Source organism: Steroidobacter sp. (genome assembly GCF_036406195.1).
Taxonomy (GTDB): domain Bacteria; phylum Pseudomonadota; class Gammaproteobacteria; order Steroidobacterales; family Steroidobacteraceae; genus Steroidobacter.
On the sequence record NZ_DASWVW010000061.1, the window covers coordinates 523,724 to 537,809 of the forward strand.

At 62.8% G+C, this 14,086-nt stretch carries 11 protein-coding genes; 6 read left to right on the top strand and 5 right to left on the bottom strand.

The window, feature by feature from the left end; all coding sequences use genetic code 11:
• Window positions 1-43 precede the first annotated feature (43 nt).
• On the top strand, window positions 44-1,546 hold the full coding sequence (locus tag VGE08_RS25870) for a phospholipase D-like domain-containing protein (RefSeq protein WP_331070827.1): 1,503 nt from the start codon (window positions 44-46) through the stop codon (window positions 1,544-1,546).
• A 39-nt stretch (window positions 1,547-1,585) separates the two neighbouring features.
• Here VGE08_RS25870 and VGE08_RS25875 read toward each other — a convergent pair whose 3' ends face one another.
• From VGE08_RS25875 to VGE08_RS25890, 4 genes are all read right to left on the bottom strand, one after another.
• A complete protein-coding gene (locus tag VGE08_RS25875; protein ID WP_331070828.1) occupies window positions 1,586-2,284 on the bottom strand; it encodes an ABC-type transport auxiliary lipoprotein family protein in 699 nt (232 codons plus the stop codon).
• Window positions 2,284-3,219, bottom strand: coding sequence for an MlaD family protein (locus tag VGE08_RS25880; RefSeq protein WP_331070829.1), 936 nt, complete (start codon window positions 3,217-3,219; stop codon window positions 2,284-2,286). The genes VGE08_RS25875 and VGE08_RS25880 overlap by 1 nt, the downstream gene beginning before the upstream one ends.
• Before the next feature lie 6 nt (window positions 3,220-3,225).
• Window positions 3,226-4,011: an ABC transporter ATP-binding protein gene (locus VGE08_RS25885; protein ID WP_331070830.1), complete on the bottom strand. Its 786-nt coding sequence runs from the start codon at window positions 4,009-4,011 to the stop codon at window positions 3,226-3,228.
• A gap of 112 nt (window positions 4,012-4,123) precedes the next feature.
• Complete coding sequence (locus tag VGE08_RS25890) at window positions 4,124-5,242, bottom strand: MlaE family lipid ABC transporter permease subunit (RefSeq protein ID WP_331070831.1); 1,119 nt, start codon at window positions 5,240-5,242, stop codon at window positions 4,124-4,126.
• Window positions 5,243-5,402: 160 nt separating this feature from the next.
• On the opposite strand from VGE08_RS25890, the gene VGE08_RS25895 reads away from it, so the two are divergent.
• The gene (locus VGE08_RS25895; RefSeq protein WP_331070832.1) at window positions 5,403-6,527 is read left to right on the top strand and encodes a mechanosensitive ion channel family protein; all 1,125 of its coding nucleotides are present in this window, start codon (window positions 5,403-5,405) and stop codon (window positions 6,525-6,527) included.
• Window positions 6,528-6,542: 15 nt separating this feature from the next.
• Here VGE08_RS25895 and VGE08_RS25900 read toward each other — a convergent pair whose 3' ends face one another.
• Window positions 6,543-7,955: an alpha,alpha-trehalose-phosphate synthase (UDP-forming) gene (locus VGE08_RS25900; RefSeq protein ID WP_331070833.1), complete on the bottom strand. Its 1,413-nt coding sequence runs from the start codon at window positions 7,953-7,955 to the stop codon at window positions 6,543-6,545.
• A 321-nt stretch (window positions 7,956-8,276) separates the two neighbouring features.
• Here VGE08_RS25900 and VGE08_RS25905 point away from each other — a divergent pair, with 321 nt between their 5' ends.
• The 4 genes from VGE08_RS25905 to dinB all read left to right on the top strand — a co-directional run bounded on the left by VGE08_RS25905 (window position 8,277) and on the right by dinB (window position 13,787).
• Window positions 8,277-9,254, top strand: coding sequence for a malate dehydrogenase (locus VGE08_RS25905; protein WP_331070834.1), 978 nt, complete (start codon window positions 8,277-8,279; stop codon window positions 9,252-9,254).
• A gap of 278 nt (window positions 9,255-9,532) precedes the next feature.
• On the top strand, window positions 9,533-12,010 hold the full coding sequence (locus tag VGE08_RS25910) for an acyl-CoA dehydrogenase (protein WP_331070835.1): 2,478 nt from the start codon (window positions 9,533-9,535) through the stop codon (window positions 12,008-12,010).
• Window positions 12,011-12,168: 158 nt separating this feature from the next.
• Window positions 12,169-12,612 (top strand): DUF4399 domain-containing protein, encoded by a 444-nt coding sequence (locus VGE08_RS25915; RefSeq protein WP_331070836.1) that lies wholly within the window; start codon window positions 12,169-12,171, stop codon window positions 12,610-12,612.
• On the top strand, window positions 12,609-13,787 hold the full coding sequence (gene dinB / locus VGE08_RS25920; RefSeq protein WP_331070837.1) for a DNA polymerase IV: 1,179 nt from the start codon (window positions 12,609-12,611) through the stop codon (window positions 13,785-13,787). Before VGE08_RS25915 ends, dinB begins: the two co-directional genes overlap by 4 nt.
• Window positions 13,788-14,086 lie beyond the last annotated feature (299 nt).

The window sequence follows — 14,086 nt, forward strand, 5'->3', positions numbered from 1 at the left end:
ACGGCGAGCAGCATCGGGTGGCGCGGCTGGCTACAATGCGCGCATGGAAGTCGACCTCAAAGAAGAATCGGCGCCGCGCCGGCGGTTCAAGAAACGTTGGCTGGGCTGGGCCCTGCTTGCCTGGTGGGGCACGGTCGCGACGTGGAATGTCGTCAAGCCCATGCCTCCAGGAACCAATGTCAGCTCGCCCATCGTTACCAGCGCGGCAAGCGACGTCGAGTTTCTGTATGACTTGACCTCCACCACGCCGGCCGGGAAGCCGCTGCGCGAACAACGCATCTTCGATGAGGTGTTCGACATCATCGACAATGCGCGCTCATTCGTAATCGCCGACTTCTTCCTGCTCAACGATATGATGGGCGCGGAGTCCGGCGTGCATCGGCCGCTCAGCCGCGAGCTCGCCGATCACCTGCTGGCTCGCAAGGCGTCGCAACCGGAGTTCGCGATTCTGCTGATCACCGATCCGATCAACGATGTCTACGGCGGCATGCCATCGCCATTGCTCGACGAGCTGCGCGCGGCCGGCATCGACGTGATCAACACCAATCTGGACCCGTTGCGCGACTCCAATCCCGGGTACTCGGCGCTGTGGCGAATGTTTCTGCAGTGGTGGGGCAACTCGGATGAAGGCGGCTCGATGACGAATCCGTTCGCGCCACCCGGTAGCCCACCCATCACCTTGCGCAGCTGGCTGGCGCTCGCGAACTTCAAGGCCAATCATCGCAAGGTCATCGCCGCCGACCAGGTTGACGGCACACTGACCGCGCTGGTCACCTCCGCAAATCCACACGATGGCAGCAGCGAGCATTCGAACGTCGCCGTTCGCTTCAATGGGCCGCTGGTTCAGGAGATCATCAACAGCGAGATGGCGATCGCGCGCTTCTCGGGTTGGAGAGGTCATATCTATTCGGTCGTGCCGAGCGAACCGGCGAGCACGCCCGCCGAACCGGTACAAGTGCAATTCCTCACCGAGCAGGCCATTCGCGATCACCTGCTCGACGCGATCGACACGACGCGCAACGGCGACTCCATCCGCATCGCGACGTTTTATCTCTCCGACCGCAAGATCGTGAATGCACTACTGCGCTCGGCCTCGCGCGGCGTGCAAGTGAGATTGATCCTGGACCCGAATCGCGATGCGTTCGGGCGCCAGAAGGATGGTGTGCCGAATCGTCCGGCGGCTACCGAGCTGGTCGAGCGCAGCGGCGAGAAGATCGAGGTGCGCTGGTATCGCACGCATGGCGAGCAGTTTCATACCAAGCTGGCGCTGGTCACGCATGGCGAGCGTTTGATCGCGTCGCTGGGCTCGGCAAACCTCACCCGAAGAAACATCGGCAATTACAACCTGGAAGCCAACGTGGGGCTGGAGCTGCGTGCCAACTCAGCGCTGGGCGTAGAACTGACCGGTTACTTCGACCGGCTGTGGAACAACGATGGTCCGCCGGGCACCGGCTTCACCGCTCCATTCGGTGCGTGGCGCGACGACGATACCGCTCGCTATTGGCGTTATCGGCTCATGGAAGCGACTGGCCTGAGCACGTTCTAGAGCAAGCGCGACCCGAGCGACAGAAGCGCTTGCTCTTCTTCAACCAGCATTGCTCGAGCGTGCTTCGTTACCTTCTCCACGGGCCTTGCGCAGCGTCGGCTCGTCGGCCGAGACAGCCACAGCCGTCTGCCGTGCCAGGTCTAGAGCAACCTTTTGCGCGGCAGATTCAAAAGCGGCAGTGACGGCGGACATGCGCTCCGCGCTCGCTGCAACTATCGCTGCGCTGCTGACTGTCGTCACCAGTCTGCGGTCGGCGACCCGGATCAAGCGCCCGATGATCATCACGTGCACTTCGGGAATCTTGCCGTTCGCGTTATCGGCTTCGAAGTGCCGCACTTCCACATCCAGCATGTAGTCGTTGGCGACGCGCGCCTGCTCGGGGGTGACGCTACGAAACAATTGCTGATCGTTGATGGAGCTGACCAGCATGCTCTGCACGACTTCGACGCTGCGGCCGCCCCAGCGCACGCCCCGGTAGTAATCGAGCTTCCGTCCATCGAGCACGGCGATCCGGTCGGTGTCGAGGCCCGGCGCGAAGTCCGGCCGGCCGATGGCCAAGTCCACTTGCGTGACTGGCGCATCAGTGATGGAGCCCGCCGGCGCCGGCGCTATCACATAGGCGGTCGGTACCGGCACATCGCTGTCGAACAGCGAGCCGGTGCTGCAAGCAGCACAAGTCAAAGCGGCGGCGGCCAACAGCGCCGCTTTCAGGCGAGCCGGTTTAAAGTGAATATTCATCACGGCTTGATCTCGACGCCGCTCTGCGGCGGCTCGTACAGGATCTGCGAGGGGTTTTCCTGCAGGCTGCGCGACAGGTCGCGAAACTCGCGCGCCGCCGAGCGTGTTTCGCGCACCAGCCGCTCGAGCTCGAACAAGCCCTGCTCGGTGAAGTTGCCCAGCTGCACTTCGCTGCGTTGGGTAAAGCGATCGATGCGCCTGGTCGCGTCAGCGAGATTGTTTGCTACATCGTTCATGCGGGACAACGCCGCCGTCACGTCCGGACGGGCCTCGTCGGTCATCGCGCGCAACGACTGCGAGGCACCGTGCATCTCGACCACCGTCGCACGCAGCTCCACCACCAGTTGCTGCACGTCCTTGGACGTTTGCGGCAGCGTCGCCATCGTGTCGCGCATGCCCTCGATGGTCTTGGCGATGCCATCGAGATTATCGTCGGACACCACGCGAGACAGCCGTTCGAGCAGCGTGTTGGCGCGGCCCATCAGTTCCGGCAGGCTGGCCAGGAAGGCATCGAAATCCGACTCGACGGCTTCGATCACCGGATAGCGCTCGCCCTGAATCAGCGGCGCATTGCGATCGACATCGGAAGCTTCTTTCAAATTCACATACAGCAAGCCGGTGACGCCTTGCAGGCCGAGGCTGGCGCGCGTCGCTGCCGAAATCGGCGCGCTCTGGTCGACTTCGACGACCACGTGCACTCGAGTGGCATCGCTCGAATCGATGGACAGGCGGCGCACCCGGCCCACGTCCACGCCCAGGAAACGCACCGGGCTGCCGCGATCCAGGCCGCTGACCGAGCCGGTGAAGTAGATCTCGTAACTCTCGTATTCGCGCCCGTCGTTGGCGTCGGTGTACCAGAGCACGAAGCCGACGGCCATGGCGGCCACCAGCAGAATGAAGCCCCCGACAGCGACGTAATGTGCGTCTCTTTCCATACCGCTTTAGCGCTCGGCCCCATTGACTGTCGACCGGGCCGCCCGGGAGCGAGGCCCGTGGAAGTACTCCTGAATCCACGGATGCGGGTTGTTCATGATGCCGTCGAGCGTATCGGCCACGATTTTTCTGTCAACCAGCACGGCCACGCGGTTGCAGGTGGCCAGCAACGTATCCAGGTCGTGCGTGATCATCACGATGGTCAGCTTCAGGCTGCGATGCAGGTAGGTGACCAGCTCGTCGAAGGCGGCGGCGGAGATCGGGTCCAGCCCGGCGGTGGGTTCGTCCAGAAACAACATGGCCGGATCCAGCGCCAGCGCCCGGGCCAGGGCGGCGCGCTTGACCATGCCGCCGGACAGCTGCGAAGGCAGCTTCGAGCCCGCCTCCACCGGCAGCCCCACCATGCGCAACCTCAGCTCGGTCAATGCCTCCAAGGCGGCCGGGGAGGCATCGAAGTATTCCCGGATCGGCAGTTGAATGTTTTCCGCGACACTCAGCGAGCTGAACAGCGCGCCATGCTGAAAAGTCACGCCGTAACGCCGCTTGACGGACAGCAGTTCCGCGTCGCTCATCTGGGTGATGTCACGGCCTTCGATCAGCACGTGCCCCGATGAGGGGCGTTGCAGACCGAGCATGGTCCTGAGCAGCACCGATTTGCCGCTGCCCGAGCCGCCGACGATGCCGAGCACCTCTCCCGGCATCACATCCAGGTTCACGCCGTCATGCACCACCTGCCGACCGAAGCGGTTGACGAGCTTGCGCACCGAGATGATGGGCTGGTTCGTCTTGCTCATGCGGGCCGCCCATAGCGGTTAGCGGTTGGCGGTTGGCCGTTAGAAAGAACAGGAGCGCGGCCGCGTCCGTTCCGGCCCAACCGCCAACCGCCAACCGCCAACCGCCGCTTCATCAGAAATCCAGCTCCACGAACACCACCGCGAAGATCGCGTCGGCGAAGATCACCAGGAAGATGGATTGCACCACCGCCACCGTGGTGAGCCGCCCCAGCTCACGGGAAGAGTCGCGCACCTGCATGCCGCGATAGGTGCCGACCAGCGCAATCAGTATCGCGAATACCGGCGCCTTGACCAGGCCGGCCCAGAACGTCGTTGGCGCGAGCGCGTCCTGCACCCGGGGGATGAATTGTGACAACGAGATGTCCAGCAGCTGCGATGACAGCAAGGCGCCGCCGACCAGGCCCATGGCATCGGCCACGATGGTCAGCAACGGCAACGCGATCAGCAGGCCGATCAAGCGGGGCAGCACCAGCACCTCGTAGAAATCGACGCCCATGGATTGCAGAGCGTCGATTTCGTCGTTGAGCCGCATGACGCCGATCTCGGCGGCAAAGGCGCTGCCGGAGCGGCCGGCGACGATGATGGAAGTCAGCAGCACGCCCATCTCGCGCAATACGGCGATCGTGACCAGGTCGACGGTGAATATCTCGGCGCCGAACGTGCGCAGCTGCTGCGCGCCCAGATAGGCCACGATGACGCTGATCAGAAACGCAATCAGCGAGACGATGGGGATGGCCTGAATGCCCGTCTCATATATATGGCGCGCGATCGAGGGCAGGCGCAGGTGATGGACGCTGCGCATGGCGCGCACCATGGTCATCACTATCCGGCCGAAGAAACCGACCGCGTCGCGCGTGTTTTTGGCCTGCTGAACCCCGCTCCGCCCCACCCAGATGACGGCGTCGCGCAGCGAAGTCTCGTCAGATTCGGCGACCGCGGCCTTGCTGGCCTGCTGCTGCAGCAGTTCGTCGAGAAAGGCGAAGTGTGGCGGCCGCTCGCCGACCACCGTCATGTTCGCGCCCACCGACTTGCGCCGCTCCACCCAATTGCGCAGCAGCCAGGCACCGGACAGATCCAATGTTTGGATGCCGCTGAAATCGATCCGGGAATGACCTCGGCCAGCCTCCAGCTGCGCCAGCGCGCTCTCCATCTCGGAAAGATTGTCGATGCACCAGGCACCGCGCAAGCGCAGTGTGGGCTGGTCGCCAGATCGTTCCTCTTCGAATAGCACCGGGGTCGCTTACCGTCGCTGCATCAGGACGCGCGCAAGATTAGCAGAACGCGCGCCGCTGGCCCCTGTTCCTCACCATCGGATTGGCCCTCTGCCGCCTACTGACCGGCGCTGCCTCGCTGTATCCTTCGCGCTCCCCAGCCTGTCGAGCGAGCCTGCGATGAACGAGGTCGAACGTTTGGTCGATGCCACCTATCTGGGTAATACCTTGTGGGAGCTGACCGTGGCGGCCGGCATCGCCGTAGGCGCGTTTCTCATCCTGTTGCTGATCAGGCGCGCCATTCGGGCACGCTACGAAAAGCTGGCCGCGACTCCGCAGACCGAGTTCCTCGAGCTGCCCACGCGAATCGCCAGCAGCACCACCGCGCTGACGATCACCATCGCGGCACTGTTCATTGGCGCCCAGTGGCTGACATTGCCGGGCACCATGCGCAAGATCGTGATCTCCATCTTCACGATCGCGATTTTCTGGCAAGTCGGTGTCTGGGCCACCGTGGCCGTGGTCGCCTTCATCGAGCGGCGCAAGCGCGCCACGCTCGGCACCGACGCGGCCGCCGCCAGCTCACTCGGCATCATCGGCTTCCTGGCGCGCGCCACCATCTGGTCGTTGGTCCTGCTGCTGACGCTGGACAACCTGGGCATCGAGATCCAGCCGCTGCTGGCCGGCCTGGGCATCGGCGGTATCGCGGTGGCACTGGCGGCCCAGAACATTCTCGGCGACCTGTTCGCATCGCTGTCCATTACGCTCGACCGGCCGTTCGTGGTCGGCGACTCGCTGCAGGTGGACGAGTTCAACGGCACGGTGGAATACATCGGCGTGAAGAGCACGCGGCTGCGCAGCTTGAGCGGCGAGCAGATCATCATGCCGAATGCGAACCTGTTGAGCAGTCGCGTGCGTAACAACTCGCGCATGAAGCAGCGGCGCGTGGTCATCAACATCAGCGTCGATCAGCAGACCGATCTGGCCAGGCTGCGGGCGATTCCGGGCAAGCTGCGCGAGCTGATCGAGTCGCACCAGCCCATCAAGTTCGATCGCTCGCACTTCGCCAAGATCAGTGCCTCGTCGTTCGACTTCGAGGCGGTGTACACCGTGCTCACGCCCAACTACGCCAAACACATGGAGATCCTGCAGGACATCAACCTGCGGCTGGTGGAGTGGTTGCGCAGCGAGGGCATCGTTCTAGGCACCCCGCAGCGCGTGTACTACGTGGACCAGCAGCCACAAGTAGTGCACTCCACGTTGGAAGGCCCCACCGACCAGGGTGAAGCGCCGGCCCAGAGCTGACCGGTCGTTATTTCTTTACTTGACGCTGCCAAGCACGCGCACGCGGCTCTGGCTTGCTTGCGCCTGCTCGAGCGCCTCCAGGAAACGTCGAGTCCAGGCGGCGATGTCATTGCGACGAAGCACTTTCATCATGTCGGCATGGCGTTCGCGCCGCTCCGACAGCGGCATGGACAGCGCCGCTTGCATGGCGTGGCTGACCCCGCGCACGTCATAAGGATTCACTAGCAGCGACGCCGTCAACTCTCTCGCGGCACCCGCCAGATTCGACAGGATCAAGACGCCGGGATCGGCCGGGTCCTGAGCCGCGACGAATTCTTTCGCGACCAGGTTCATGCCATCGCGCAGCGGCGTCACCAGGCCCACCTTGGCGGCACGCAGGAAGCCCATCAACGTCGCGTGCGGGAAGTTGCGATTGAGATAACGAATCGGCGTCCAGTCGGTATCGGCGAAACGCCCGTTGGTGCGCCCCGCGGCCTGCTCCAACGCTTGCCGGATCTCCGCATAGGCACGCACATCGGTACGCGACAGCGGTGCGATCTGAATGTAAGTGATGCGCCCGAGATTTTCCGGATGCGTCTCGAGGAACTGTTGATACGCGGAGAAGCGCTCCACCAGGCCCTTGCTGTAGTCGAGACGGTCGACGCCCATCATCAGCGAGCGGCCCATCAAGCTATCGGTCATCCGGCGCACCACGTCAGTGGTCGTGGCCTCGATGGCTTCGGCCTCCACCGCCGCAACATCGACGCCGATAGGAAACACTTCCGCGCGGATCAGGCGCTCGCCAATGCGGATGCGGCCATCCGGCCGCAACGCCTCTGCACCGAACAGATGTTCGACGCCGCTGTGAAATGAACGCAGGTCGTTCTGAGTCTGAAAGCCGACCACGTCGTAGCTGGTGAGATCGCGCAACAGCTCCGCATAGCACGGCAACACACGCAGCATCTCGATATTCGGAAAGGGGATGTGCAGGAAGAAACCAAGCGGCCGCTGCACGCCGAGCTCGCGCAGACGCCGGCCGAGTGGAATCAGATGATAATCATGGACCCAGATCAGATCGCGCGGCTGCAACAGTGGCAACAGCCGCTGCGCGAAGATGCGATTGACGTTCTCGTAGGCCTCGCGCTGCTCGTGCGAATAGCGCATGCCCTTCGAGAAGTAATGAAACAACGGCCACAGCACGTCGTTCGAATAGCCGTTGTAGTACAGCTCGAATTCCGACTTGCGCAGATCGATGGTCGCGTAGCTGACGCCGTCACGAATGTGAATGTCGGGCTCGCCCGGCTCCGAATCGATGGTGTCGCCGCCCCAACCGAACCACAGTCCCCCGGTCCGCTTCAGGGCATTGAGGATTCCCACTGCCAGGCCGCCGGGCGCCGCCGATTTGCGTGGCAGGGAAATTCGATTGGAAACGCAGACAAGTCGTGTCATCTAATCCGTTTACTCACTGGCTGCTCACTGACTGCTCGGGGACCACGCCCTCGCTCTGTGTGCAGCTCATGGCTTGGCTGCAACATCGATTAACGCTTCGTAGACCGAAAAGGTTTCGCGAAAACCACGATGACGAGCGTTGTCTCGTGAAATTATTCTGTATATTCAATCCATTATGCACGGCAACGCCGCTGCCGACGCGGACCGCGAAGGCTGCGTTCACCGGATGATAAAGCCGTCTCGCTGCCTGTAACGAGGCCGGAAACGCTAGAATTCGCGCCCCCTCGATGCAGTCGTCGTTCTTTTGGAGTGCTGCGGTCCATGAAAAAGCCCGTCAACGTTGCCATCACCGGCGCCGCCGGCCAGATCGGCTATGCCCTCGCCTTCCGTATCGCCTCCGGTGCCATGCTCGGTCCGGACCAGCCGATCAACCTGCACCTGCTGGAAATCACTCCGGCCTTGAACGCGCTGCAGGGCGTGGTGATGGAGCTCAACGACTGCGCGTTCCCGACGCTCAACAAGATCGTCGCCAGCGATGACGCCAAGGTCGCGTTCAAGGATTGCGACGTGGCGTTGCTGGTGGGCGCGCGGCCGCGTGGCCCCGGCATGGAGCGCAAGGATCTGCTGCTGGCGAATGCGCAGATCTTCTCGGCGCAGGGCAAAGCACTCGACGCAGTCGCCAATCGCAATGTTCGCGTGCTCGTAGTCGGCAACCCGGCGAACACCAATGCGCTGATCGCTCAACGCAATGCTCCCGGCCTGAATCCTCGCAATTTCACCGCGATGGTCCGCCTCGACCACAACCGCGCGCTGTCGCAGCTCGCCGAGAAGACCGGCACGCACAGCACCCGGATCAAGAAGGTCATCATCTGGGGCAATCATTCCGCCACTCAGTATCCCGATCTGCACCACGCCCTGGTGGATGGCAAGCCGGCGCTGTCGCTGGTCGATCAGAAATGGTACGCCGAAACCTTCATCCCGGTCGTGCAGCAGCGCGGCGCGGCGATCATCAAGGCTCGCGGCCAGTCGTCGGCGGCGTCCGCGGCGTCGGCGGCCATCGACCACATTCGCGACTGGGTGAATGGCACGCCGGAAGGTGATTGGGTCAGCATGGGCGTGCCTTCCGACGGCAGCTACGGCATTCCCGAGGGCGTGATCTATGGCTATCCGGTGACCTGCAAGAACGGCGACTACCAGATCGTGCAGGGCCTGTCGGTCAATGACTTCAGCCGCCAGCGCATGGATGCCACCTATAAGGAGCTGTTGGAAGAGAAGGACGGCGTCAAAGAGTTGATTTGAGGAATCCGGGTCGAAGGCGTCAGCCATTCGATCCGTCCGGACCCGACCACGGCGAACGCATCACCCGATGCGTTCGCCGTTTTCTTTCAGGGCGCTCGACTAAAGCCCCCCGCAAACCCAATTAACGCCATACCCGACTTGCTGGCGTGCGCGTCGCAAGTTACTGTCGTCGGCACCGCGCGACGGGCACGCCGGCGCATGCATTGTCGGACATTCCGACTGAAATTCTCGTCACCTCTTCGGACGTGCCGCGCAACAGATTCATAGAGGTTCATGTCGTGAGCAGCGTGATCTGGTTTTTGATATTCGTGCTCGGCGCACTGACGCTCGCGTACAACCGCGCTTCGTTGTTGACGGCCACGGCAGTGTATGGCGGCGGCCTGCTGGTATATGGATTGTTCGGTGATCCCTCGTTGCCTTGGTTGATCGTGCTATGGGCGATCCTGGCCGTGCTGGTGTTCTTGAACATCGATGCGCTGCGCATTCGTTTAATCTCGCGTCCCTTCCTGCGCACCTATCGACGCATGCTGCCGTCGATGTCACAAACGGAGAAGGATGCGCTCGAAGCCGGCACGGTGTGGTGGGATGGCGAGCTGTTCACCGGCGGTCCGGATTGGGACAAGCTGCTGTCGGCCGCCGCGCCGAAGCTCACCGCCGAAGAACAAGCATTCCTCGACGGTCCCTGCGAGGAGCTGTGCCGCATGATCGACGACTGGGACATCACCCATCGCCGCGCCGATCTGCCGCCACATATCTGGGAGCTCGTGAAGAGCAAAGGCTTCTTCGCGATGATCATCCCGAAAAAATATGGCGGCCTCGAGTTCTCTGCCTACGCTCACTCGTGCGTGCTGGTGAAGCTGGCGAGCCGGTCGGGCGTGGTCGCTTCCACGGTCGCGGTGCCGAACTCGCTTGGCCCGGCCGAGTTGCTGCTCCACTACGGCACGCAGGAACAGCGTGACTACTATCTGCCGCGCCTGGCGAGAGGCGAAGAGATTCCCTGCTTCGCGTTGACCGGCCCGCGCGCCGGCTCGGATGCCGCGTCGATTCCGGACACCGGCATCGTTTGCAAAGGAGTATTCGAAGGCCGCGAGATCGTCGGCGTGCGGCTGAATTTCAGCAAACGTTACATCACGCTCGCGCCCATCGCGACGGTGATCGGCCTGGCGTTCAAGCTGTTCGATCCGGACAAGTTGCTCGGCGACGAGAAAACCGACTACGGCATCACCTGCGCCCTGATCCCGCGCAACACTCCGGGCATCACCATCGGTCGCCGGCACTTCCCAATGAACGCGCCGTTCCAGAACGGCCCGCTGCAGGGCAAGGATGTCTTCGTGCCGCTGGATTTCCTGATCGGCGGGGTCAAGATGGCCGGCCAGGGCTGGCGCATGCTGGTGGAGCAATTGTCCGTGGGCCGTTGTATCTCTCTGCCCTCGAGCGCCACCGGCGCCTGCAAGGCAGCGGTGTTCGCGACCGGCGCTTACGCACGCATTCGACGTCAGTTCAACGTGCCGGTGGGGCAGTTCGAAGGCGTGATGGAAGTGCTGGCTCGGATGACCGGCACTACGTACATCATGGACGCCGCACGTTCCGTGACCGCGGGTGCCATCGACGGCGGCGAGAAACCTTCGGTGCCGTCGGCCATGCTGAAGTATCACCTCACCGAGTACGGCCGCGTGGTCGCGAACGACGCGATGGATATTCATGGCGGCAAGGGCATCTGCCTCGGGCCGAAGAACTATCTGGGCCGTGGCTACCAGCTGGTGCCGGTAGCGATCACGGTCGAAGGCGCGAACCTGCTGACGCGCAGCCTGATCATCTTTGGCCAGGGCGCCATTCGATGCCATCCGTTCGTATTGCGTGAGATGAATGCCGCGCGCGAAAAAGACAAGCGCAAGGCCGTGGTCGACTTCGACTCCGCGTTGTTCGGCCACATCGGCTTCACGATCAGCAACGCGGCGCGTTCGCTAGTGATGGCACTGACCCTTGCCCGCTTCTCGCGAGTGCCCGATACCGGCGCGACACAGCGCTTCTATCAGCACATCAATCGTTTCAGCGCCTCGTTCGCTTTCGCCACTGACGTGGCCATGCTGACGCTGGGCGGCTATCTCAAGAAGAAAGAAAGTCTGTCGGCGCGCCTGGCCGATGTCCTGTCGTGCATGTACCTGGCTTCGATGGTGCTGAAGCACTATGAGAACCAAGGCCGGCAGGAAGCCGACCTGCCGCTGGTGGAGTGGGCCTGCCGCAACTTGCTGTACAAGGCTCAGGAGCAGTTGCACAGCTTCCTGCGCAACTTCCCGAATCGCTTCCTGGCGGGCTTCATGCGGATGTTCATTTTCCCGCGCGGCCAGACGTATCACGCACCGTCCGATCCGCTCAGCCATCAGATGGTCGAGCAGATCCTGCGCCCCAGTGTTACACGCGATCGTTTGACGGACGGCGTGTATCGCACCGCCGAGCCCAACAATCCGCTCGGCATGCTGCATGAAGCGCTGGTTCTGAGCGAGACCGCGGAGCCGCTGGAGAAGCGCATCCGTGTCGACGGCATCAAGACCGGCAAGGTCACGGCGCTCGACCTGCCCGGCCAGATCCAGCAGGCGCTGGCGGCAGGCATCCTGTCCGAGACCGAAGCGGCGATGCTGCGGGACTACGATCGACGCGTGATGGACATCATCAACGTCGATGACTTCGCCACCGAGGAACTGGCCGCTGGTCAGCAACCGGTCGAGCTGCGGGCGGTACGCGTCAGCAACGCGTAGAACACTCCGGGGCGGTGGAGTGCTTCCACTGCCCTCGCGTGGCGAGTACATTAATCGCGTACACGGTACGCCCTGCTCACGCGACTACCCTCATCCGACCTTCCGGCTGAAGCGAACTCTGACGTACCTTCTCGATGCTCATCACGGAGTCCGCAAGAATGAAACTGCCAACCCAGATTCGAATCGCGATCGCCGCCGCCATTCTTTCCCTCGGCGCGGGTGCCGGCATTGCCATGGCCGATGCGCAGCGGACAGCTTCGCCGTCAGGCGCCGAGGTTTATTTCATCGCGCCGGCGGTTGGCGCCACGGTGAGCAGCCCGGTCACCGTCAAGTTCGGCCTCAAGGGCATGGGCATCGCGCCGGCGGGCATTCAGTTCGAAAACACCGGCCATCATCATTTGATCATCGACGCGGACCTGCCGCCGCCGGGCGCACCGATTCCGACTGACGCGAACCACGTGCATTTCGGCAAAGGCCAGAGCGAGACGACCATCGAGCTCGAGCCCGGCAAGCACACGTTACAACTGTTGCTGGGCGACTTCGGCCACATTCCGCACGATCCGGTGGTGGCGTCGAAGAAGATCACGATTACGGTGCAGTGACGCGATCCATCCTGCACGTGGACATGGACGCGTTCTACGCGTCCGTGGAGATGCGCGACAATCCCGAGTTGCGCGGCAAACCAGTGATCGTGGGTGGCCTCGGCGGACGTGGCGTCGTCGCGGCCGCCTCGTACGAAGTGCGCAAGTACGGCGTGCATTCGGCGATGCCCATGCGCGAGGCGCTGCAACGCTGTCCGCATGCAGTGTGTGTGAAGCCGCGCTTCGACCGTTACAAGGCGGTCTCCAACACCGTCTTCGAGATCTTTCATCGCTTCACGCCGTTGGTCCAGGGGCTGTCCTTGGACGAGGCGTTCCTGGATGTCACGCATAGCCAGGCGGCGCTGGGCCCGGCGGAGTCCATCGCCAGGCAGATCAAACAGCTCATCGCTCAGCAGACGCAGTTGACGGCGTCCGTTGGCGTCGCGCCCAACAAGCTGGTCGCGAAGATTGCCTCTGATTTGCGCAAGCCCGATGGACTCGTCGTGGTCAAGCCCGAGCAGGTGACGGCGATTCTCGATCCTTTGCCGATCCGGCGTCTGCATGGCCTTGGCAACAAGACCGCACCTCACCTGGAGCGACTCGGCATCGTCACATTGCGCGATCTGCGACTCGCACCGGATGCAACGCTGCGCTCGGTGTTCGGCAAGTACACGTCGCAGATCAAGGCCCGCGCCGCCGGCGAAGACGATCGGCCGGTGGTGCCGGACAACGATGAGAAGCAGATTTCGTCCGAAACGACCTTCGACAAGGACATCGCCGATCCCAAGCAGTTGCACGCCGAGCTCGCACAACTGGCCGACCGCACCGCTGCCCGCCTGCGTTCGCAGGGATGGCTGTCGGAGCGCGTCACGGTGAAGATTCGCCGTCACGACTTCAAAACCTATACTCGGCAGTGCGCCGTGCGCCCCGCCACTCAGGAGACCCGCCCGCTGGCAAACGCTGCCGCCAGGCTGCTCGACGAATGGATCGCAGCCCAACCTCGCACGGCGATTCGATTGCTCGGCGTCGGCGCCGGCGATCTCACAGCGCAGCCTCAGCTCGACATGTTCGGCATGCAGGAATCGAAGCGCAATCAACACCTCGATGCCGCGCTCGATAACATCCGCGCCAGATTCGGCAACTCCGCCGTCTCTCGCGCCAGCTCCATCCGCCCTCCTGCGCGGGAACAGAAGTAACTTCCTCTGGTCCCCTCGCCCGACGCGATGTTTGTTGATGGCGTGAAACCCACCTTAACGCCAATGGTGCTTAGTTAACCGTCTTTGTCGCAGCGGTTCGCGGATAGCGGATAGCGGTTAGCCAGAAATGAGCTAAATCCTGGCCTCCGTTCTGCCCTAACCGCTAACCGCCAACCACTGCAGGGCGCTAACTATTAACCCGGCGTGAAACTACATGAATCTAAAACATCGGTGTGACATACTCCGCCGGTGAGCCAAGAAGATCGCCGCAAGGCCAGCACAGACGCCAGAATCGAGTT

Bases quoted from the DNA above. Each gene is read 5' to 3' on its own strand.
- VGE08_RS25915 (WP_331070836.1), top strand. From the start codon at position 12,169: ATGAAACTGCCAACCCAGATTCGAATCGCGATCGCCGCCGCCATTCTT.
- VGE08_RS25875 (WP_331070828.1), bottom strand. From the start codon at position 2,284: ATGAATATTCACTTTAAACCGGCTCGCCTGAAAGCGGCGCTGTTGGCC.
- VGE08_RS25885 (WP_331070830.1), bottom strand. From the start codon at position 4,011: ATGAGCAAGACGAACCAGCCCATCATCTCGGTGCGCAAGCTCGTCAAC.
- VGE08_RS25895 (WP_331070832.1), top strand. From the start codon at position 5,403: ATGAACGAGGTCGAACGTTTGGTCGATGCCACCTATCTGGGTAATACC.
- VGE08_RS25870 (WP_331070827.1), top strand. From the start codon at position 44: ATGGAAGTCGACCTCAAAGAAGAATCGGCGCCGCGCCGGCGGTTCAAG.
- VGE08_RS25880 (WP_331070829.1), bottom strand. From the start codon at position 3,219: ATGGAAAGAGACGCACATTACGTCGCTGTCGGGGGCTTCATTCTGCTG.
- VGE08_RS25905 (WP_331070834.1), top strand. From the start codon at position 8,277: ATGAAAAAGCCCGTCAACGTTGCCATCACCGGCGCCGCCGGCCAGATC.
- VGE08_RS25900 (WP_331070833.1), bottom strand. From the start codon at position 7,955: ATGACACGACTTGTCTGCGTTTCCAATCGAATTTCCCTGCCACGCAAA.